The organism is Frankia alni ACN14a, assembly GCF_000058485.1.
In the GTDB taxonomy this organism is placed as follows: domain Bacteria; phylum Actinomycetota; class Actinomycetes; order Frankiales; family Frankiaceae; genus Frankia; species Frankia alni.
Genome location: NC_008278.1, coordinates 3,692,499 through 3,713,837, shown reverse-complemented (window position 1 = coordinate 3,713,837; position 21,339 = coordinate 3,692,499). Strand labels below are relative to the sequence as shown.

The 21,339-nt window shown below is 72.5% G+C and carries 18 protein-coding genes; 6 read left to right on the top strand and 12 right to left on the bottom strand.

Features of this window, described 5'->3' with window-relative positions; all coding sequences use genetic code 11:
* Nucleotides 1-152: 152 nt before the first annotated feature.
* Together FRAAL_RS14960 and FRAAL_RS14955 are read right to left on the bottom strand one after the other, a co-directional pair.
* Nucleotides 153-908, bottom strand: a complete 756-nt coding sequence (locus tag FRAAL_RS14960) for a TetR/AcrR family transcriptional regulator (protein ID WP_050997130.1) — start codon at nucleotides 906-908, stop codon at nucleotides 153-155.
* 228 nt (nucleotides 909-1,136) lie between these two features.
* Nucleotides 1,137-2,054 (bottom strand): LLM class F420-dependent oxidoreductase, encoded by a 918-nt coding sequence (locus FRAAL_RS14955; protein ID WP_011604572.1) that lies wholly within the window; start codon nucleotides 2,052-2,054, stop codon nucleotides 1,137-1,139.
* A 604-nt stretch (nucleotides 2,055-2,658) separates the two neighbouring features.
* Here FRAAL_RS14955 and FRAAL_RS14950 point away from each other — a divergent pair.
* From FRAAL_RS14950 to FRAAL_RS14935, 4 genes are all read left to right on the top strand, one after another.
* Entirely contained in the window at nucleotides 2,659-3,432 is a 774-nt protein-coding gene (locus tag FRAAL_RS14950; RefSeq protein ID WP_011604571.1) for an SDR family NAD(P)-dependent oxidoreductase, read from the top strand.
* Between the two features lie 265 nt (nucleotides 3,433-3,697).
* Complete coding sequence (locus FRAAL_RS14945) at nucleotides 3,698-4,681, top strand: enoyl-CoA hydratase/isomerase family protein (protein WP_197537272.1); 984 nt, start codon at nucleotides 3,698-3,700, stop codon at nucleotides 4,679-4,681.
* Between the two features lie 46 nt (nucleotides 4,682-4,727).
* The gene (locus FRAAL_RS14940; protein WP_011604568.1) at nucleotides 4,728-5,159 is read left to right on the top strand and encodes a Zn-ribbon domain-containing OB-fold protein; all 432 of its coding nucleotides are present in this window, start codon (nucleotides 4,728-4,730) and stop codon (nucleotides 5,157-5,159) included.
* Nucleotides 5,160-5,247: 88 nt separating this feature from the next.
* Nucleotides 5,248-6,174 (top strand): SDR family NAD(P)-dependent oxidoreductase, encoded by a 927-nt coding sequence (locus tag FRAAL_RS14935; protein WP_011604567.1) that lies wholly within the window; start codon nucleotides 5,248-5,250, stop codon nucleotides 6,172-6,174.
* Between the two features lie 19 nt (nucleotides 6,175-6,193).
* Here FRAAL_RS14935 and FRAAL_RS14930 read toward each other — a convergent pair whose 3' ends face one another.
* From FRAAL_RS14930 to FRAAL_RS14915, 4 genes are all read right to left on the bottom strand, one after another.
* On the bottom strand, nucleotides 6,194-7,726 hold the full coding sequence (locus tag FRAAL_RS14930; protein WP_011604566.1) for a class I adenylate-forming enzyme family protein: 1,533 nt from the start codon (nucleotides 7,724-7,726) through the stop codon (nucleotides 6,194-6,196).
* 5 nt (nucleotides 7,727-7,731) lie between these two features.
* On the bottom strand, nucleotides 7,732-8,877 hold the full coding sequence (locus tag FRAAL_RS14925; protein ID WP_011604565.1) for an acetyl-CoA acetyltransferase: 1,146 nt from the start codon (nucleotides 8,875-8,877) through the stop codon (nucleotides 7,732-7,734).
* Between the two features lie 94 nt (nucleotides 8,878-8,971).
* The gene (locus FRAAL_RS14920; RefSeq protein WP_011604564.1) at nucleotides 8,972-10,012 is read right to left on the bottom strand and encodes an acyl-CoA dehydrogenase family protein; all 1,041 of its coding nucleotides are present in this window, start codon (nucleotides 10,010-10,012) and stop codon (nucleotides 8,972-8,974) included.
* A 76-nt stretch (nucleotides 10,013-10,088) separates the two neighbouring features.
* Nucleotides 10,089-11,261, bottom strand: a complete 1,173-nt coding sequence (locus FRAAL_RS14915; RefSeq protein WP_009738257.1) for an acyl-CoA dehydrogenase family protein — start codon at nucleotides 11,259-11,261, stop codon at nucleotides 10,089-10,091.
* 146 nt (nucleotides 11,262-11,407) lie between these two features.
* Here FRAAL_RS14915 and FRAAL_RS14910 point away from each other — a divergent pair, with 146 nt between their 5' ends.
* Both FRAAL_RS14910 and FRAAL_RS14905 read left to right on the top strand, forming a co-directional pair.
* On the top strand, nucleotides 11,408-12,046 hold the full coding sequence (locus FRAAL_RS14910) for a MaoC family dehydratase (RefSeq protein WP_011604563.1): 639 nt from the start codon (nucleotides 11,408-11,410) through the stop codon (nucleotides 12,044-12,046).
* Nucleotides 12,047-12,139: 93 nt separating this feature from the next.
* The gene (locus FRAAL_RS14905) at nucleotides 12,140-13,309 is read left to right on the top strand and encodes an acyl-CoA dehydrogenase family protein (protein WP_011604562.1); all 1,170 of its coding nucleotides are present in this window, start codon (nucleotides 12,140-12,142) and stop codon (nucleotides 13,307-13,309) included.
* Nucleotides 13,310-13,452: 143 nt separating this feature from the next.
* On the opposite strand, the gene FRAAL_RS14900 is transcribed toward FRAAL_RS14905, so the two are convergent.
* The 6 genes from FRAAL_RS14900 to FRAAL_RS14875 form a co-directional block, all read right to left on the bottom strand.
* Nucleotides 13,453-14,904 carry an HNH endonuclease signature motif containing protein gene (locus FRAAL_RS14900; protein WP_011604561.1) on the bottom strand — a complete coding sequence of 484 codons (1,452 nt, stop codon included), beginning with the start codon at nucleotides 14,902-14,904 and terminating at the stop codon, nucleotides 13,453-13,455.
* Between the two features lie 1,008 nt (nucleotides 14,905-15,912).
* Entirely contained in the window at nucleotides 15,913-17,184 is a 1,272-nt protein-coding gene (locus FRAAL_RS14895) for a CaiB/BaiF CoA transferase family protein (RefSeq protein WP_011604558.1), read from the bottom strand.
* Nucleotides 17,185-17,196: 12 nt separating this feature from the next.
* The gene (locus FRAAL_RS14890) at nucleotides 17,197-18,660 is read right to left on the bottom strand and encodes an aldehyde dehydrogenase (RefSeq protein WP_011604557.1); all 1,464 of its coding nucleotides are present in this window, start codon (nucleotides 18,658-18,660) and stop codon (nucleotides 17,197-17,199) included.
* Nucleotides 18,657-19,505, bottom strand: coding sequence for an aldolase/citrate lyase family protein (locus FRAAL_RS14885; protein ID WP_050997129.1), 849 nt, complete (start codon nucleotides 19,503-19,505; stop codon nucleotides 18,657-18,659). Before FRAAL_RS14885 ends, FRAAL_RS14890 begins: the two co-directional genes overlap by 4 nt.
* A 45-nt stretch (nucleotides 19,506-19,550) precedes the next feature.
* Nucleotides 19,551-20,357, bottom strand: coding sequence for a 2-oxo-hept-4-ene-1,7-dioate hydratase (gene hpaH, locus FRAAL_RS14880; RefSeq protein WP_011604555.1), 807 nt, complete (start codon nucleotides 20,355-20,357; stop codon nucleotides 19,551-19,553).
* Nucleotides 20,354-21,247, bottom strand: coding sequence for an alpha/beta fold hydrolase (locus tag FRAAL_RS14875; protein WP_011604554.1), 894 nt, complete (start codon nucleotides 21,245-21,247; stop codon nucleotides 20,354-20,356). Before FRAAL_RS14875 ends, hpaH begins: the two co-directional genes overlap by 4 nt.
* Between the last annotated feature and the right edge of the window lie 92 nt (nucleotides 21,248-21,339).

Genomic DNA, 21,339 nt, shown 5'->3' with positions numbered 1-21,339 from the left:
GGCAAAACACCGTGTGCAACCGTTCGGGCACAGAATCATGCCGAGGGCTGGGTACGGTTCTGGGGCGAAAAACCGTGCCCAAACCTCGGCACGATCTGGCCGCTTTCTGGCAGCAAAGGGGCACCAGGTCGGCAGCCGGGGCGCGCTGCGCGCTAGCCGCGACCGGGCGTCGCGGCGACGTCCGGGGCCGGTCCGGAGCCCAGGCCGCGGCCGAGCAGGTCGAGCGCGTCGAGCAGGTGCGCCCGCAGGCTTCCCCGCCGCGCCGCCCAGCGGCGGGAGCCGACGACGAGTGCGGTGGCGGCGCTGATCCCGGCCAGCTCGGGCCACAGATCGTCCGCGGGGAGCCCCGCGCGCCCGGCCAGGGCCTCGGTGAGCATCGGACTGGTGACGGTGACGACGAGCTGCTGGACCCGCTCGTTGCCGTAGCTGTGGGCCATGGCGCGCTGCCAACGGCGCAGGTAGTCGTTGGTCTCCTCGGTCAGCGTGTCCACGGCGTTGCGCAGCGCGGCGAACGGCGCCTCCGTCGGCGGGCGGCGGGCGGTCTCCTCCGCGATCGCCGTCGCGAGCCGGACCGGCAGCGCGGTGAGGATCATCTCCTTGCCCGGGTAGTACCGGTAGAAGCTGCGCACCGACACCCCGGCGGCGGCGGCGATCTGCTCGACGGTGACCTCGTCCATCGGCCGGACCGTGAACAGCTCCAGCGCGGCCTGCTCGATGAGGTCCGCCGCCATCGCTCGGCGGCGCATCGCCAGGGTCGCGGACAACCGCCCGTTCCCCACCGTCTCGTCCACCGGGCGGACCCGGCCGATCCCGGCCGCCTCGTCCACCGGGCGGACCCGGCTGTTGCCGGCCGCCTCGTCCACCGGGCGGATCCGGCTGTTGCCGCCCGCGTCCACCGGAGGTGTCACGCCGCCGCCCCGGGGCCGGACTCCGCCCGCACCGGCACGCGGACCTCCACCGTCTCGCATCCCCTTCGTCGGACCCCCGTCAGCCACCCACCGGCGCCGCCACCACGGTCGCCGTCGCGCCCGCTCGTCACCATGGCCAGGCCTCCATCGTACGGACGGCGATCCCCCCGTCCCACGGGCCGGACCCGCCCTCGGCGACCACCCGTCCCGTGGCGGGCTGGTGGCGGGCTAGCGGACCAGGGCGGCGAGGGCGGTGCCGATCCGCTCGATGTCCTCCCGGAAGGCGGCCAGGCTACGGCTGGTCGGCTCGATGGTGATCCACGTGACGCCGGCATCCTCGTAGGCCCGGTAGGACGCCGCGACGGCGCGGGCGAAGGCGTCGACGTCCGGCAGCAGCTCGGCCTCGTAGGGCACGAAGGACACGTCCAGCGGCGCCGCCCCGGCCTCGGCGCGCCGGTCCTGCACCCCGCGCACGGCCTCGGCCAGGGCCGCCACGTCCGCCATCGGCGGCGTCTTGGTGATCTTGGCGACCTCGACGGACTGCCCCATCGGCATCCAGCCGTCGGCCAGGGTGACCGCGCGCCGCCGCGCCGCGTTGCTGTTGCCGCCGATCCAGATCGGCGGGCCTCCCGCCTGCGCCGGGGTGGGCAGCGAGGTGTGCCCGTGCAGCGGGAACGTCGGGTCGTCCCGGTCGACGCTGCGGCCCGTCCACACGGCCCGCATCGCCGGGATGGCGGCGTCCAGCAGGCGTCCCCGCTGGGTGAAGTCGGCGCCGAGCGCGGCGAACTCCGTCTTGAGGTAGCCCGCGGCGACACCCAGGGTGAGCCGCCCGCCACTGAGCCGGTCCAGGCTCGCCGCGGACTTCGCCAGCAGGTAGGGGCTGCGGTAGCCGGCGACCGCGACGTAGGTCATCACCCGCAGCCGGGTCGTCGCCGCGGCCAGGAAGCTCAACGAGACGAACGGGTCGAACGCGTGGTGCCCGCCGTTGCCGAGCCAGGCGTCGTCGGGGATCGGATGCTCGCTCATCGAGACCGCGTCGAAGCCGGCCTCCTCCACCAGCCGGCCGACCTCGGCCAGGTCGCCGTCGGCGATCCAGCGGTCGTAGTGCTTCACGGCGCGCATCGGGAACATCAGGTTCAGGCGCATGGACACCTTCCGTCGTTGCCTGCCGGGGACCGGGCGGTCCCACGGGCTCCTTCGTCGTCCACCACCGCCGGCCGCGGACCGGGCAGCCCCACGGGTCCTCGAGCATCGGGAACCGGTCGGCGCCGCAGCTCGTCGTACACCGGGAGCCGGCCGGTCCCACGGGTCGGCGTCCGTCGGGTTCTGGCGCTGTCCGGTTCCTGCGTCGCCCCGGTTCCTGCGTCGCCGTCCGGGAGCCGGGCGCGGCGCCCGCGGACACGGCTGTTCTGACACCGGCCGCCCGACCCGGGCCGGCGGATGCGAGCCGCCACGGCTCGGATGCGCGTCACCTCCGGCCCGGCTTCGGGCCGCCCGCGCGGCCCAGGCGCGCCAGCCTCCGTCCGGCGCGGGCGCTTCCGGAGGCGGATGGGCAGCCATACCCACTATGCTGTTCTGACAGCCACGTCACAAGTGTCGGCGCCGCGGGCCGCTGCCGAGACACCCGCCCGACGGCGGGGAGCGCGGCCCGCCGCCCGGGCCGCCCGATCTCGTCCGTTCCCGCGGCCCGCCGCCGGACCCCTCGGCTGCGGGGAGCCCGACGGCGAGGTCAGGGAAGGAAGCCACAACGATGGGTACCCGCCTCGCGGGCAAGACCGTGCTCATATCCGGATCGACCCGCGGTATCGGCCGCTCCATGGCGGAGCTGTTCGCCGCCGAGGGGGCACGGGTGGCCGTGACCGGCCGCACCGTCGCCAAGGGTGAGAAGGTCGTCGCGCGCATCCGCGACGCCGGCGGCGAGGCGGAGTTCTTCCCCCTCGACGTCACCGACGAGACCAGCGTGCACGCCACGGTCGACGCGGTGGCCACGCGCTTCGGCGGCCTGAGCACGCTGGTGAACAACGCCGCCCCGACCGACGCCGTCGCCTCGACGATCAAGAAGATCGCCGACTACACGACCGAGGAGTGGAACCACATCCTGCTGGGCACGCTGACGGGCAACGTGTTCTGGGCGTCGAAGTACGCCTGGCCGTACCTGCGCGAGGCCGACGGGGCCGCGATCGTCAACGTCTCCTCGGGCCAGTCCATCGCCGGGTTCACCGGGTTCGGCGCCTACGCCGCGGCCAAGGGCGGCGTCAACTCCCTGAGCCGCACGCTGGCCGTCGAGGGCGCCGCCGACGGCATCCGCGCCAACACCATCGTCGTCGGGCGGGTCGTGAGCTCGGCAGGCGACTCCGGGGCACTCACCGGCGGCGGACGGCTCACCCGCATCGGCAACCCGATGGACATCGCGTACACGGCCGCGTGGCTCGCCTCCGACGAGGCCGCCTTCGTCACCGGTGCGACGGTGACGGCCGACGGCGGCTTCAGCGCCAACGGCGACGCCGCCGCCGGCGAGGGCTGAGCGTGCCGGTCGCCACCCACCGGGGCACGCACCGGCGGGATACACACCGGCGGGACACACTCCGCCGGAGAGCACGCCACGGCAGGACAGTGGACATCACTGTCAGATCAAGGGTCACCCAAGCCGGGACCGCTCGATCAGGGAGTGCCGAACCCGTCGCCGACGGGTCCGCAAGCGGGCACGGCGGGGTCGGATCCCCGCCGAGCACCGACGAACAGGAGCCATCCATGCCCTCAGCACCCGCCGCGCCGCGGCGGCAGGTCCGATGAGCGCGCCGGCGCCCGGCAGCGCCGCCACCGTCCCCGCGGCCTCGGACGCCTCGGCGTCCCCCGGGGCGCCCGGGGCCGCGGCCACGCCCACCCCGGGCGCGTCCACTCCGGCCGCAGCCGTCCAGGCCGGGTCCGGCCAGGCCGGGGCTGTCCAGGCCGGGTCCGCGCCGGCCGGCCCGCTCGGGACCACCGTGCTGCACTCGGTCGAGGGGGGGATCGCGACGATCACCCTGAACCGGCCGGACGCCGCGAACGCGATCCAGCCGGCGATGCGCGACGTCATCATCGAGCTGCTCGCCCAGGCCGACGCCGACCCGGAGGTCCGGGTGGTGGTGCTCGCCTCGAACGGGCGGCACTTCTGCTCCGGCGCCGACGTCACCGGGATCGCGGCGAGCCGCGCGCAGGGCGCCGAGAAGCGGGTCACCGACGCCATGCGGCGCATCATGACCGGTGCGCAGCGGCTGGTGTCCTCGGTCCTCGACTGCGGCAAGCCGGTCATCGCCGTCGTCCAGGGACCGGCGGCCGGCCTCGGCGCGCACCTGGCGTATGCCAGCGACCTCGTCGTGGCGGCGGAGGGCGCGGTCTTCGTCGAGTCGTTCGTGCTGCGCGGCCTGGTCGTCGACGCCGGCGGCGCCTACCTGCTGCCCCGGCGCATCGGCATGCAGAAGGCCAAGGAGCTGGCGTTCTTCGGCGAGAAGCTGCCCGCGAGCGAGGCGCTCGCCCTCGGCCTGGTCAACCGGGTCGTGCCCGCCGAGGAGCTCGCCGCCACCGCCGCGGGGTTCGCCGAGCGCCTCGCCGGCGCCGCGACGAGCGCCATCGCGCTGACCAAGCGGCTGTTCAACGAGTCCCCGGACGTCGACCGGGCCGCCGCCTTCCTGGCCGAGGGCATGGCCCAGGAGCTGCAGTCGCACGCCCACGACTCGACCGAAGGCGTGACCGCGTTCGTCCAGCGCCGCTCCCCCGAGTACCGCGGCTACTGATCCGAGGCCCCGCGGACCGCGGCCACTGATCCTGAGGAGGACACCCATGGCGACCGGCGCACCCCGGGTCGACCTGCCGACCATCGAGGACGAGAACCGGCCCTTCTGGGACGCCGCCCGCCAGGGCCGCTTCCTGATCGCCCGCTGCGCGTCCTGCGGGCGGGCGCACCACTACCCCCGCCCGTTCTGCCCGTTCTGCTGGAGCGAGGAGGTGTCCTGGGAGGACGCCAGCGGGCAGGCGACCCTCTACACCTACTCGACGGTGTTCGTGAACGACCTGCACCCGTTCGCCGAGCGGATCCCCTACGTGGCGGCCCTGGTCGACCTGGCGGAGGGGCCGCGGGTGATGACGAACATCATCGACGTGGACCCGGCGGACCTGCGCATCGGCATGCCGCTGACGGTCGCCTACCGCGAGCTGACCGACGAGATCACCGCGCCGGTCTTCCGCCCGGCGAGCGCTGCCGCCGGCTCCTAGTACCGCGACGGCGCAGCCCCGCGCCGTTCCGGCGACGCGCACCCGTTCCCGCGACGCACACGTTCCAGCTACCACCCAGGGAGTTCGTATGGCAGGCCTGCTCGACGGCAAGATCGCACTGGTGACCGGCGCCGGCCACGGCATCGGCCGTGGCCACGCGCTCGAACTCGCCAAGCACGGCGCGACCGTCATCGTCAACGATCTCGGCAGCACGGTCAGCGGCGAGGGCCGCGGCCGGGACGCCGAGGAGGTCGTGAAGATCATCGAGAAGCGCGGCGGCACCGCCGTGGCGGACTTCGGTGACGTCGGCGACGAGGAGCAGGTCGAGGCCTCCGTCGCCCGGGCCTTCGACGAGTTCGGCCGCCTCGACATCGTCGTCAACAACGCCGGCATCGTGCGCGACAAGGCCGTGTGGAACATGAGTACGGCCGACTTCGACCTGGTCCTGCGCGTGCACCTGCGCGGCACCTGGCTGGTCAGCCGGGCCGTCGCGAAGCGCTGGCGGGCCGCGGCGAAGGCCGCCGACAGCGGCAAGGTCTACGGCCGGATCATCAACACGACCTCCGGCGCGGGCCTGTCCGGCCACTTCGGCCAGACGAACTACAGCGCGGCGAAGGCCGGCATCGTCGGGCTGACCCTGACGCTGTCGCTGGAGCTGGCGAGCATCGGCGTGACGGTGAACGCGATCGGCCCCGGCGGCCTGACCCGTCTGTCGGGCACCATGCCCGGTCAGGCCAAGCCGCTGGAGCCCGACGAGCGGCCCGAGGACGAGTTCGACCCCAAGGACCCGTCGCTGTGCAGCCCGGTCGTCGCCTGGCTCGCCAGCGACGAGGCCGGCCACGTCAGCGGCCAGGTCATCAAGGCCATCGGCGAGCGCATCCAGCTCATGGGCGGCTGGCACGAGCAGGCCGTGGTGAACAACGGCGGCAAGCGCTGGGACGCCACCAAGCTCGGCCCCCTGTTCGCCACGGACATCTTCCGGACCCGCGCCCCCGGCCTGCGCCTCGGCGGCTGAGCCCGCTGCGGCTCGGAGCTCAGCCCGCGGCCAGCGTGCGCAGGGCGGCGGTGTCCACCTTGAGCATGCTGGTCAGCGGCAGCGCCTCGACGACCTCGAGGCGGTCCGGCGCCTTGTAGTCGGCCAGCCGTCCCCGCACCCAGGCCCGCAGCTCGGCGAGGTCCGGCGGGCTCGCGGGGTCGGCCGGCTCGACGAAGGCGACCCCGATCTCGCCGATCACCGGGGCCGGCGTGCCGACGACCGCCGCGCGCCGCACCCGGGGATGCTCCGCCAGCACGTTCTCCACCTCCAGCGGGTACACGTTGTACCCGCCGCGGATGTAGAGATCGCTGGCCCGCCCGCGCAGCCGCAGGTTGCCCTCGGCGTCGAGCGCCCCGAAGTCGCCGCTGACGAGCCAGCCGTCGCCGCGCAGCACCGCCGCGGTCTGCTCGGCGTCGTTCCAGTAGCCGCGCATCACCGTGTCGCCGCGGACCCAGACCCGGCCGATCTCGCCGGTCGCGACGTCACGCCCGGCGTCGTCGCGCAGTGCGATCTCGATGCCGGTCTGGGGCCGGCCGACCGTGCGGAACTGCACCTCCGGCGGATCGTCCGGCTCGGTGCCGCAGATGCTCGGCGACTCGGTCATCGCGTAGCGGACGACGAGCGGCACCCCCAGCAGGGTGACGACCCGCTCCACCAGCTCGGGCGCGGCGGGCGCGGTCGCGGCGAGCCCCAGGCGCAGCGTCGCGACCGCGCGCACGGTCCGCTCGGCGTCGGGCAGCTCCAGCAGCTTGGCCCACTGGGTGGGCACGGCGCCGGCGACGGTGATCCGCTCGTCGCGCAGGATGTCCGCCATCCCCGCCGCCGACCAGGGCACCGGGCTGATCACCATGGTGGTGCCCCAGGCGAGCTGGTCGACGATCTTGGCCATGTACCCGGCGTGCGCGAAGGGCGTCGCGACGAGCCGGCGGTCGAACGGCCGGCTCATCACCCCCGCGGAGGCGACGGCGGCGGCGAGGTTGCGGTGGTCGAACCAGGCCCCCTTGGGCAGCCCGGTCGTCCCGGACGTCCAGATGATGACCACCGGGTCCGCCGGCGCCACGACCGGGCGGTCGCGCCCGAGCCCCGGGTGGTGCCGCAGCGCCGCGAGCTCGGACCGCGCCAGCACCGCCAGCCCCGCCGGCACCGCCGGCAGGCCCGCGTCCAGGTCGACGATCACCAGCGCGGGCCGGCACCGCTCGAGGATCCCCGTCACCTCCCGGGAACCCAGGCGGGTGTTCAGCCCGGTGGTGACCGCTCCCAGCCGGGCCGCCGCCGCGTAGCAGATCGCGTAGTCGATCGACGAGGGCAGCATCAGCGCAACGACGTCCCCCGACCCGATCCCCCGCGCGGCGAGCGCCCCGGCCAGTGCGTCGGACGCCGCCGCCCACGTGGCGAAGCTGATCCGTCCGTCGGGCCCGACGTAGGCCTCCCGCTCGCCGAACCGCTCGGCGGCGGCGTCCAGCGCCGCCCCGACCGTCGCGTACGCCTCGGGCTCGCCCAACGGCGGGTCCGGCGGCGGGGGGCCGCCCACGCCGGCTAGTCCCGCCCGAGGATGACGGTGCCCGACGAGCAGAACCAGCCACCCGTGCCGCTGACGCAGGCCAGCTTGGCGTCCGGCACCTGCCGGCCCTCGGCCTCGCCACGCAGCTGGCGCACCGCCTCGACGATGAGGAACAGGCCACGCTGCCCGGGATGGCACGCCGACAGGCCGCCGCCGTCGGTGTTGGTCGGCAGCGCTCCGCCGAGGCGTAGCCGCCCGTCGGCGACGAACGGGCCGCCCTCGCCCTTCTTGCAGAAGCCGAGATCCTCCAGGGTGACCATCAGCATGTACGTGAAGGCGTCGTAGAGCTCGGCGACGTCGATGTCCTCCGGGCTCACCCCGGCCCGGGAGAACGCCAGCGGCCCGGAGACGGCCGCGGGCCCGGTGGTCACGTCCTCCCACTGGCTGGTCGACACGTGCGTCACGCACTCGCCCGTGCCGAGCACCCACACCGGCGGGCGCGGCAGGTCGGCGATGCGGTCCTCGGCGACGAGCACCGCCGCGGCGCCGCCGTCCGAGCGGATGCAGCAGTGCAGCTTGGTGAACGGGTCAGCGATCATCGACCCGGACAGCACGTCGTCGATCGTGATCGGGTCGCGGTAGTACGCCTCGGGGTTGGGGCCGGCGTTGAACCGGGCGGAGACGGCGATCTCGGCAAGCTGCTCGATCGTCGTGCCGAACTCGTGCATGTGCCGGCGGGCGGCCATGGCGTACTTGGAGATCAGGGTGTGGCCGTAGGGGGCCTCCCACGACTGCGGGCCGCGGCTGCCCCAGTTCAGGCTCGCCGTGCGCAACCGCTTGCGCAGGTCGGAGCGGGCGGTCGAGCCGTAGGTGAGCAGCACCACGTCCGCATGCCCGGCGGAGATCGCGTCGGCGGCGTGGGCGGCCATGACCTCCCACGACGCCCCGCCGACGGTGGTCGAGTCGATCCAGCGGGGGCGCAGGCCCAGGTACTCGGCGACGTCGATCGGCGCCAGCGTGCCGAGCGAGGTCGACGCGAGCCCGTCGACGTCCCCCGGCCCGAGCCCGGCGTCCGCGAGCGCACGGCGGCTGGCCTGGGCGATCAGCGCGTACGGGGTGGAGCCGTCGGTGCGGCCTACATCCGACAGCGCGACCCCGGCGATGGCGACCCGGCGGCTCATCGCCCGGCCCCCGCGAGCAGACAGGGGCGCAGGAGGGTCGGGCGGGACGGCGGTCGAGACATGTGTCCTCCGATCGGGTGCCGGCAACGGCCGGCTACTGCGCCGCCGGCTGGGCGACCAGGCGCGCGAGATGGTCGGCGGGCTCGCCGAGCAGGTGGTCCAGGACGTGCGCCCGCTTCAGGAACAGGTGCGAGTCGTGCTCGAAGGTGTAGCCCATACCGCCGTGCACCTGGATGGTGGCGGCGGCATTTTCGACGGCGTACCGGCTGGCGATGCTCTTGGCGGCCAGCGCCTGGAACTCGGCGTCGGCCCGCCCGTCCTGGACGCAGATCGCCGCGAACAGCACCTGCGACAGCGCGGCCTCGGCCCGCACCGCCATGTCCGCGCAGGCATGCTTGATCGCCTGGTTGACCCCGATGGGCCGGCCGAACTGCACCCGCACCTTCGCATGCTCGGTGGACATGTCCCGCGTCGCCTCGGCGATCCCCACGCTGATCGCCGCCGACAGCACGAGCGCGCGCAGGCGGATCGGCTCTTCCTGCGTGCCCACCCAGGCGAGGATCGGCACGGCGTCCGCGCGCGCCTCGGCCAGCCGGATGCCCGGGTCGATCGCCGGTTCGGAGCGCACGTCGGTCAGGGCGGCGGTCTCCACCAGCGCGGCGCCCGCGGGGTCGATCAGCAGGACGTAGCGGGAGTCGGCCGCGTCCAGCAGTTGGAACTGCCCGTCCAGGGTCGAGGGGGTGGTGGCGGCGTCGAACCCGTCCGGGCCGCGGCGCAGGGCCAGGCCCACTGTGGCCTTGCCGGACAGGATCGCCGACGCCGTCTCGTGCTGGCCGGCGAGCGCCGCGACCCGGGCGCCCAGCACGGTCGGCAGGAACGGCCCCGGCACCACGCGGCGGCCCAACTCCCGGAACAGCAGCGTCTCCTCGGCCAGCTCGCACCCGGCGCCACCGAGTTCCTCGGCGAGGCCCAGGCCGAACAGGCCCAGCTCCGCGCTCTCCGACCAGATCCGCCGGTCCACGACGACGGGTGCGTCGCGTCGCTCCCGGATGACCGAGATCGGCAGCTCGTTGCCGAAGAAGTCGGCGGCGAGGGAGGCGATCTCCATCTGGGCCGGCGTGGGTAGCAGGTCCACGGTGCGCTCCTCAGGATGTTTCGATGGCTGCTGGGGATTCGGTGTGCTCGGCAGGCACCGCCCGCGCGAGGCGGGTTCAGCGCGGCAGGCCGAGCACCCGATCACCGATGATGTTGCGCTGGACCTCGGACGTCCCCCCGCCGATGGACACCGAGTACGAGTACAGGTAGTTGCCGGACCAGCCGCCCGGCTCCCAGCGCGAGACGAACCGCAGGGCGTCCGCGCCGAGCAGGTCGAACGCCAGCCGGTACACCTTCTTGGCGATGTCGGAGTAGAACAGCTTGACCATCGACCCCTCGGGGCCGGGCTGGTCGCGGTGCATGTTGCGGGAGATGCCGGCGTAGGTCATGGCGCGCAGCGACGCAACCTCGGCGCGCGCGGTCGCAAGCCGGCGCGCGATCTCGTCGTCGGCGATCGCCGGGCGCCGCCCGTCGGGGCCGGTGCGCTCCTTCGCCAGGTCGATGAGCTTCTCCACGGTGCTGGCGAGGCGGACCTGGTTGGCGGTGAAGGCGGTGCCGCGCTCGAACGACAGGGTGGACATCGCCACACTCCAGCCGTTGTTCAGCCCACCCACGACGTTCTCCAGCGGGATGCGGACGTCGTCGTAGAAGACCTCGCAGAACTCGGCGCCGCCCTCGATCGTCTCGATCCCGCGCACCTCGATGCCGGGGGTGTGCATGTCACAGATCACCCAGGAGATGCCGTGGTGACGGGACCCCTCGGGGTCGGTGCGGACCAGCAGCTCCTGCCAGTCGGCGAGGGTGGCGAAGCTGGTCCAGATCTTCTGCCCGGACACGACGAGCTCGTCGCCCTCGATGCGGGCCCGGGTGCGCAGTGCGGCGAGGTCGGAACCGGCGTCCGGCTCGGAGAACCCCTGGCACCAGATCACCTCTCCGCGCAGGATGCGGGGCAGGTGATAGGCTTTCTGCTCTTCGCTCGCGCGAGTCATCAGAGTCGGCCCCGCGTGGCTGAGGCCGACGAAGCAGGCGTCGATGCCCGGCAACCCGGCGCGCCCGTACTCCTCGAACCAGATCAGCTGCTGCAGCAGGGAAAGCCCACGGCCGCCGTACTCCTGCGGCCAGGAGATACCCGCCCAGCCGCCCTCCCACTGGGTGCGCTGCCAGGCGAGATCATACTCACGCATCGCCGGGCCCATCTCGGGGCGGATCTCCCGGGGGGCGTTCTCCTCGAGCCAGGTTCGCACCTGCTCACGGAACTCGACCTGCTCCTTCGAGAAGTCAAGGTCCATTCGTCGGCCTCCGTCCCACCGCCTGGCATCTCGTGACGCCCTTGTCAGATACTAGCTTTACCAGGAGGCCCGGGCGCCCGCTCGCGAACAGGGCTCGACACGGGGCGCGGGCGCCGCCCCCGAGCCGGAGGATCGATGATCGACCGATGACCACACCGACCAATCCGTCGACGAACGCCCCCGCCGCCGGCGGGGACGCCACCCGCGCAGAATCCGGCAGTCCCGCGCCTTCCCCCAACGGCGCGACGGGTGCGGCGACGCCCCCGCTCGTTGCACGGCGCGGCTGGGAGGGGCGCTACTTCGAGGACTTCGCCGTCGGCGACGTCTACGACCATCCACTCGGCCGGACGATCACCGCCACCGACAACACCTGGTTCACGCTGCTCACCCAGAACACGGCGCGCCTGCACTTCGACCAGCACTACGCCGCGCAGACGGGGTTCGGCCGCACGCTGGTGAACTCGACCCTCACCCTCGCCCTCGTCACCGGCCAGAGCGTCACAGATGTCTCGCAGAACGTGATGGCCAACCTGGGCTGGGACGAGGTGCGCCTCCCCCATCCGGTCTTCGAGGGCGACACGGTCTACTCCCGCTCGATCGTGCTCGGGCTGCGGCCGAGCAAGTCCCGACCGGACGTCGGGGTGGTGGAGGTCCGCACCCACGGTTACAACCAGGACGGCGACGAGGTGATCAGTTTTCGCCGCACGCTGCTGGCCTATCGACGCGGCCACGGCCCGCAGCCGCCGGCCCTGCCGCCGCTGCCCGACTCTTCCACCGCGCGCTGACCCGCTGTTCGGCCCCATCCCGCCCCGACCACCCCGTGAGACCATCCAGGCCCGGCCGGCGCGCCGCGGCCCGCGGATGGCGAGGAGACCTCCGTGTCGAGTGTGACCACCCGTCTGAGCCCTGAGGAAGAGCAGATCGTCCGCCTGGTCGCGACCTTCGTCGACGAGAAGGTCCGACCGGTCGCGCAGGAGCTCGACCACACCAACACCTACCCCGAGGACCTCATCGAGCAGATGAAGGAGATGGGGGTCTACGGTCTCGGGATCCCGGAGCCCTACGGCGACTTCGGCGTGTCGACGTCCTGCTACGCACGAGTGACCGAGGAGCTGTCGCGCGGCTGGATGAGCCTCGCCGGCGCGTTCGGCGGCCATTCCGTCGTCTCCAAGCTGATCCTGCGCTTCGGCACCCAGGAGCAGCGCGAGAAGTACCTGCCCCGGATGGCCACCGGCGAGCTGCGCGCCACCATGGCGCTCACCGAGCCCGGTGGCGGCTCGGACCTGCAGGCCCTGCGCACCGTCGCCCGGCCCGACGGCGACGGTTGGGTGGTCGACGGCGCCAAGACCTGGATCAGCAACGCCCGGCGGTCGGGCCTGATCGCCCTGCTGTGCAAGACCGACCCCGCGGCGAAGCCGGCGCATCGCGGCATCAGCATCCTGCTCGTCGAGCACGGCCCGGGCTTCACCGTCTCCCGGGACCTGCCCAAGCTCGGCTACAAGGGCATCGAGAGCTGCGAGCTGCACTTCGACGGGTACCGGGCGCCCGGCGACTCGGTCCTCGGCGGCGTGACCGGCAAGGGCTTCAACCAGATGATGGCCGGACTCGAGGTGGGCCGGATCCAGGTCGCCTCGCGCGCCCTCGGGGTCGCTCGCGCGGCCTTCGACGACGCGCTTCGCTACGCCCAGGAGCGCGAGACCTTCGGCAAGCCGATCTGGGAACACCAGTCGATCGGCAACTACCTGGCGGACATGGGAACGAAGATCCTCGCCGCCCGCCAGCTCATCCTGCACGCGGCCGAGGTGTTCGACTCCGGCGCCCGCGCCGACATGGAGGCCGGAATGGCGAAGCTGTTCGCCTCCGAGATGGCGGCGACGGTGACGCTCGACGCGATCCGCATCCACGGCGGCTACGGCTATTCGACCGAGTTCGACGTCGAGCGGTACTTCCGTGACGCCCCGCTGATGATCGTCGGCGAGGGAACCAACGAGATCCAGCGCAACGTCATCGCCCGTCAGCTCGTCCAGCGCCCCAACCCGCTGCGCTGACGGCAGAAACGCAGCGGAGGGCTCGCACCGTCGGCGAGCGTGCGGGGTCGCTCGGCACCACGATCCCGCACGCTCGCGACGGCCGGCAGTGCCCCGGCTGCCGCCGAGCTCCTGGGAACTGAGTGGACTGCGCGTGTCGATCGTCATCCGGCGGCGATGCCGTAGATCAGGTCGTGCGGATGACGTGAGTAGGGGTTTCGGCGAGGGGTGCGGCTGGCGTCGATCCAGGCCGGAGGCAGGAATTCGGGGCGTCGGTCGGGCCCGAGCCGAACGGTCCAACCCTGGTGGTGGATGACCCGGTGGTGATGGCCACAGAGGAGCACGCAGTTGTCCAGCGAGGTGTGGCCCCCGACGATCCAGTGTCGAATGTGATGCGCCTCGGTCCAGCTCGCCGGACGATCGCACGTCGGAAAGGCGCAGCCGTTGTCGCGGGCGACCAGCGCGCGGCGGATGTCCGCGGTGACGGTGCGCTGGGTTCGACCAACATCGAGGGGGACACCGGCGGGGTCGAGGATGATGCGGCTGACCGATGCGTCACAGGCCAGGCGACGTAGGACCTCGCGGGGCAGGGGCTGCCCCCAGCCAGTCGTCGCCGGCACGCCGGATCGACCGACCATTGTCGACCAGGGGATCGTCACGGTCAGATGCGGGCGAACACCGCCACCCACAGGCAGCATGGCGGCGTCGAGTGTGCGGGTGACCAGGTCGACGAGGGCATCGGCGCGCCGGCGGGCGGGGCTACGCGGGTCGAGCGCACCGTCGACGGCCGGGCGCGGCGCCGCGAGGGGGTCCAGCGCGATGCGGAGCAGGGCTGCCGCTTCAGGGTCGAGCTCGCCGCTGATTCGAGTCATGCCGCCCGGCAACTCGGAGATCGACAATCTTCGCCGCCCCGCTGGGTCCTCCCCTCCCGCAGCGGCAGCATCGTCGGGGCCACTGGACTGACCATCGCCCCCGCCGTCACTGCCACCCTCGCCGTCGCCGGGCTCGCCGCGAGCAGAGTCGTCATCCTCGCTGCCACCGGCCGGAGCCGGGTCGAGAGTATCGTCGCCGGAGTGGGCGTCAGCCCAGGCCAGGGTCTCGCGGAGGTGGCGGGCCAGGCGAGCCAGGGCGGTCGGGTCGAACTCGTCCGCCTGACGCAGGAGAAACGCTTCAGCCCGTCGCCGCACGTCCACGGTGACCGTGGTCGGTAGCGAGCGCATGCCCGCCACAATCACCTGCGCCTGCTCGACGCTGATCTCCCCCGCTCCCAGCCGCTTACCCGTCGCCGCCAAGGGACCGTCTACGGCCACCGCAACATCGACCAGACGGCTGGCATCCGCCGCGCGGACCCGCAGACGTTCGCGCAGCAAGGCGACGGTGTCGCAGGCGCCAGCACGCCGCGCCAACCCACGGCCGTGCACCTCGGCGACAATCTGAAGACGAAAGGCCGCCAGCCGCGTCAAAGCCACTGAACAAGCCAGCAGCAATTCCAGCAGACCCGCGTCGGACAGCGACCACACCGGACCGTCGACCATTGCATCTATCCGCGCGGACATCGCCGTCGATTCATCGGCCAGCGCATGAAGCCGGCTCGGAGACTCCGGATTCGAGACCATGCGAGAAGCCTAGACGAGCACCAGCCGGATGTCGAACACATGTTCGGATGCGTAATCATCTTGAGGAATGTTCGCGCCGAGGACCGGCGTGGTGACACAACCTAGACGGACACCTAGACGGGCTCGTGTAGCCTGCCTGCCGGACCGGCGTGCGGCTCCTCCGGCCCGGCGGGATCCCCGGCAACCGGCCTGGACCCGACCGGCTCGGGAGAGGGGGAACCCCATGCACTGAGCCGTGATCGCGGAGGGCTGCGAGCTGGCGCGACCCGCCGAATGGTGCGATCCTCAACGACGGTGCGGACCCGTCATCGTGGTCACGGCGCCTGGGTATGGACGTCCTGGCGGCCACGCAGACCGCATGCCGGCCGGAGCAGGAGTGTCGCTCGTCGTCGCCACCGCTTGATTTTCAAGGTAATTCTGCTAAGGGCGACAGAGTCGATGCCGTCGGACTTGACGAAGCGGGCGTGAGCGTGCTGCGATATCCCAGGGACGCCGCCCGAAAGCGCACTCGCAGTGAACAACTCCCCGCGACAGGAACGTCTCCAATTCCCAGTGATGCGGGGAGGCCCCGTCGACGAAAAGAGCACCTCCACCCACGGAAGGAAAGGGCTACGCCACCCCGGGAGATCGTGAGGCGGAATTAGCCATGGACCAGACGACCACAACGGCAAGTATCCGTACCAAGGCCGAGTTCGACGCAGGCGGCCCTGCTCATACCCAGGCACCACTACGATGCCGCCTGCGCGGGGCCTCCCTACGGGCTGCAGGAGACGCCAGCGACGCATCTCGCCGGTGGTACCAGCGCTGTCGGGTCACGGACGGCGCCGAAGGGCCACCGAGTCCGTCTCGGACTACATCAGCGGGCAGCGTGACGAGTCAGACCGCGCTGACTCAGCCGTGGACTGCGTCATGACGGCGTTGATGGGTCCCTGCCCGGCGCATGCGTTCACAGGTGCGGCTCGCCGAGCGACTCACGACGGCACCGGCGGGTCAGACGGCGAGGGCGGGTCAGACGGCACCGGCGGCGCGCAGACGAGCCGTGTCGGCAGGGTCGTAACCGAGCTCGGCGAGCAGGGCGTCGGTGTGCTCGCCGACGGCGGGCACGGGGCCCATCACCGGGTCCACCCCGCTGATGCGGACGGGCGGGCGTACCGCGCGCAACGGGCCGACCGGCGAGTCCACCTCCCGCCAGCGGTCGCCCACGTCGAGCTGGGGGTGGGCGAGCAGGTCGCCGATGGTGTTGATCCGGCCGTTGGCGATGCCCGCCTCGTTCAGCCGGGCGAGGGTCTGCTCGGTGCTGACCTCGGCCAGGGCCGCCTCGACGTCGGCGGTCAGCGCATCGCGGTGGCGGACGCGGCCCGCGTTCGTCGTGTAGCGGGGGTCGGCCAGCAGCTCGGGCCGGCGGAGCACCTCCTCGCAGAACCGCCGCCACTCCCGCTCGTTCTGCACGCCGAGCTGCACGCTGCCGCCGTCGCCGGTCCGGAAGCCGCCGTAGGGGGCGATGGAGGCGTGGCTGGTGCCGGTGCGGGCCGGGGGGACACCGGTGTACATGGCGTAGTACATCGGCTGAGCCATCCACTCGGTGAGCGAGTCGAACAGCGACACCTCGAGCGCGGCGCCCTCTCCTGTGCGCTCCCGCATGAACAACGCGGTGAGGACGGCGGTGTAGGCGTACATGCCGGCGGAGATGTCGGCCACGGAGATACCGACCTTGGCCGGTGCGTCGGGCGCACCGGTGACCGACAACAGTCCGGTCTCGCACTGGATCAGCAGGTCGTAGGCCTTCTTGTCGCGCAGCGGGCCTGCCGAGCCGTAGCCGGAGACGTCACAGACGATCATCCGCGGATCGCGGGCCCGCAGCGTCGCCGCGTCCAGGCCGAGGCGGGCCGCGGCGCCGGGGGCGAGGTTCTGCACGAAGACGTCGGCGCCGGCCAGCAGGCCGGCCAGCACCTCACGGGCCTCGGGGTGCTTGAGGTCGAGGGTCAGCGACTCCTTCGCCCGGTTCAACCAGACGAAGTAGCTGGCCAGACCCTTGACGGTCTCGTCATAGCCGCGCGCGAAGTCCCCCGCGCCCGGCCGTTCGATCTTGATCACCCGTGCCCCGAGATCGGCGAGCTGGCGAGTCGCGAACGGGGCCGCCACGGCCTGCTCGATGGAGACGACGGTGATTCCCGCCAGGGGCTTGCCGGCCGCCAGGCCACCCGCCGGCGACGCGGCCCGCCTCGGTGCCGGAACGGCCGCTGCATCGGGCAGCGCGGTGGGGTCGGGGGTCTCGGTCACTGCGAACGCCTCTCAGCCGAGGACGAACGGGTCGCGGGTGGCACCCGTCGTCTCGATCCAGACGGCCTTCTCCTGCAGGTACTCGTGCAGTCCCTCGGTGCCGTTCTCGCGGCCGAACCCGCTGCTCTTGATACCCCCGAAGGGCATCGCGTAGTTCAGCGTCCGGTAGGCGTTGACCCACACGGTGCCTACCCGCAGCGCCTTGGTCATCCGGAAGGCGCGGCGGATGTCGGCGGTCCAGATGCCGGCGGCGAGGCCGTAGCGCGAGTCGTTGGCGATCGCGATCGCCTCTTCCTCCGAGGAGAAGCGCAGCACGCTCAGCACCGGGCCGAAGATCTCCTCCTGGCAGACCATGGCGTCGTTGGTGACGTTCGCGACGATGGTCGGCTCGAAGAACAGCCCGCCGAGTCCGCCGTCCCCGCCACCGCCGACGATGTCGGCGCCCTGCTCCTTGGCCTGTGCCACGAACCGGCGGATCTTCTCGTGCTGGCCGGGGAAGCAGATCGGGCCCATCTCGGTCTCGGGGTCCTTCGGGTCCCCGAGACGGATCCGGGCGGCCCGCTCGGCCACCCGGGCGACGACCTCCTCGTAGACGTCGGCGTGCACGAGCGCCCGCGAACCCGCGATGCAGGTCTGACCGGCGGCGGCGAAGATGCCGGCGATCAGCCCGTTGGACGCGGCGGCCAGGTCCGCGTCGGGGAAGACGATGTTCGCCGACTTGCCGCCGAGCTCGAGGGTGACCGGGGCCAGGTGCTTCGCCGCCGCGGCGGCCACCGCCGCCCCGGTGATCTCCGAGCCGGTGAACGACACCCGGTCGACGCCCGGATGGCCGACAAGCCACTCCCCCACCTCGCGGGAGGCGCCGCTGACGGTGTTGAACACGCCCGGCGGGAACCCGGCCTCCTCGAACAGGTCTGCGAACTTCAGGATCGACACCGGGGCCTGCTCGGACGGCTTCGCGACGATCGTGCAGCCCGCCGCCAACGCAGGAGCGATCTTGAAGGTGAGCAGCAGCAGCGGGGAGTTCCACGGCAGGACCGCGCCGACGACACCGATCGGCTCGCGGGTGACGAAGCCGAAGTAGTCCGGGCGGCCGGTGTCGACCACCCGGCCGTCGATCTTGTCGGCCAGGCCCGCGTAGTACTCGTACCAGGCGGAAAGGCTGCGGACCTGCCCGCCCATCTCCCGCAGCAGCTTGCCGTTGTCGCGGGTCTCGGCGAGGCCGAGCTCGTCGGCGTGCTCCTCGATGACGGCCGCGAGGCGGCGCATCAGGCGGCCCCGTTCCCGGCCCGACAGCTTGCTCCACTCCCCGCCGTCGAAAGCGGCCCGCGCGGCGGCGACCGCGTCGTCGACGTCGGCGCGACTCGCCTCCGCGACCGTCGCCCACGCTTCGCCGGTGTAGGGGTCGATCGAGTCGAAGGTCGTCGTGCCCGCGCGCCGCTCGGCGCCGATGCGCATCGTTACCGTGGTGGTCACAGCGTCGCGCTCCCTGAGATCGGGGGTGGGGTGGAGTGGCTCTTCTCCGCGACGTCGCGGTAGCGCGCGGCGAGCTCCTCGCTGCCGCGCGCCAGCAGGGTCACGTCCGCCCCCACCAGGATGAACCGGACGCCGAGGGAGAGATAGCGCCGCGCCAGCGGCTCGGCGAACGCGTTCACCCCGGCTGCCTTGCCCGCCGCGTTGACCACCGCGACCGCCGACGTGATCGCCTCGACGACGTCGGGATGGTCGGGACGGCCCAGATGCCCGAGGGAGGCGGCGAGGTCCGCGGGGCCGAAGAAGACCCCGTCGACGCCGTCGACGGCCGCGATCGCCGCGCACTCGGCGAGCCCGGCGGCGGATTCGATCTGGACCATCACGCAGATCTCGTCGTCGGCGCGGTGCAGGTAGCCCTCGACCCGGGTCCACCGGGACACCCGGGCGAACGCGCTACCGACACCGCGGATGCCGGCGGGTGGGTAGCGGGTGGCCGCGACGATCGCCGCGGCCTGCTCGGCGGACTCCACCATCGGCAGCAGCAGGTTCTCGGCGCCGATGTCGAGGAGCTGCTTGATGATCACGGGGTCGTCGGTCGGGGGGCGCACGACCGGGGCGACCGGGTACGGCGCGACCGCCTGCAGCTGGGCGAGGAAGCTGCGCACGTCGTTCGGGGCGTGCTCACCGTCGATGAGCAGCCAGTCCAGGCCGCCCCCGGCGCAGATCTCGGCGTTGTAGGGGTTGCCGGTGGCCACCCACATGCCGATCGCCGGCCGAGGGTCGCGCAGCCGGCGCCGGAAGGCGCCGCCGGTCACGCCCGCGGTCCCCGCCGCGCTGGCCGCCGTCATCGCAGTGCTCCACACATCAGCAGAACCTCTCCTCGCCCCGCCCGCTCAGGCGAAGCGGCAGGTGATCGCGCCCAGCGGGCCGTAGTCGGCGTGGAAGGTGTCGCCCGAGCGGGCGAACACCGGCCGGGTGAACGAGCCTGCCAGAATCACCTGGCCCGGGTCGAGACCCACCTTGTACGGGGCGAGCTTGTTGGCCAGCCACGCGACGCCGTTCGCCGGATGGTTCAGCACCGCCGCGGCGACCCCGGACTCCTCGATCGTCTCGTTGCGGTACAGCAGCGCCGACACCCAGCGCAGGTCCACCTCGTCGGGACGCACGGCGCGCCCACCGAGCACCAGCCCCGCGTCGGCGGCGTTGTCGGAGATGGTGTCGACGATGGTGCGCAGGTGCCCGGTCGCCGGGTCGCTCATCTGCACCCGGGCGTCGAGGATCTCCAGCGCCGGAGTCACGTAGCGGGTGGCGTCGAGCACGTCGTAGATCGTGACCCCCGGACCGGACAGTGGCTCGGCGAGCACGAAGGCGAGCTCGACCTCGACCCGCGGGCGGATGAACCGCCCCGCGGGCACGACCCCGGAGTCGTCGAAGAACATGTCGTCGTAGATCGCGCCGTAGTCCGGCTCGGTGATCGAGACGGCCTGCTGCATCGCCCGCGACGTGAGGCCGATCTTGCGCCCGCGCAGCTCGCGGCCGGCGGCCAGCTTGCGTTCGGTCCAGGCGCGCTGGACGGCGTAGGCGTCCTCGATCGTCATGTCCGGGTACTGCAGGGACAGCTGCGGGATCGGGGTCAGCGTGCGCTCGGCCTCGTCGAGGCGCGCGGCGGCGTCCTCGACGAGTTCGGGATCGAGCGTCATGCGTTCTCGGACTCCTTCTGCCCGCCCAGCAGGAACGCCAGCGCCGCCGGGTTGAACAGCTCCGGGTCCTCGAAGTGCGGCCAGTGCTTGACCTCGGGCATCTCCAGGACCCGCGAGTCCGGGATCAGCCGGGCGACCTGGCGGGCGGTGTTCTGGTACTCGCCGAAGTCCTTGCCGGAGGCGACGACGAGCGTCGGGGCGGCGATGCGCGACCACTGGTCCGGCGGGATGAGGTTGCGCTCGCGGGCGTCGGGGTCCTGCAGGATCAGCACATGATCGATGACCTTGCGCGTCTCCGGCAGCCGGTAGATCGCCTGGCGCAGGGCGATGACGTCGGGCAGCCGGTTGGCCTCGTCGGCGATCAGGTGGTTGAACATCGCCTTGGTGGACTCCCAGGTGGGGTTGTCCACGGCGGCGGTGCGCTCGGCCCGGATGCGGGCCATGTTCGACGCGGTCGCGATGAGGCCCGCGGGCGACATCAGGATCAGCTTGCGGACCCGGTCCGGCTCGTCGATGGCGAGCCGGGCGGCGACCCATGCGCCCAGCGACATGCCGATGATGTAGGTGGTCTGCACGCCGAGCGCGTCGAGAAGGCCCAGCAGGTGGCGCTCGTAGACGGCGATCTCGTAGTCGTAGTCCGGCTTGCTGGAGAAGCCGTTGCCGACCATGTCCACCGCGATGCAGCGGAAATGCTTGCTCAGCGGGCCGATGGTCGGCGCGAAGGTCTCCCAGTGCCCCCCGGTGCCGTGCAGCATGAGCACGGCCGGGGCGTCGGGGGAACCGGCCTCGACGTAGCGGGTGGACACCCCGTCGATGTCGATCCAGTCCTGGCGGAACGGCACGTCCCGCAGGTACGTCCAGATGCTGCGGTACGGGACCTCGTCGGTCATGCGCTGCTCACGATCCTCGTTGGTCGGGTCGGGATGACTCGTCGGGCGCGGACGCCCCCTGGCGTGCGGGCGCGGCCAGAGCGGGCCGGCCG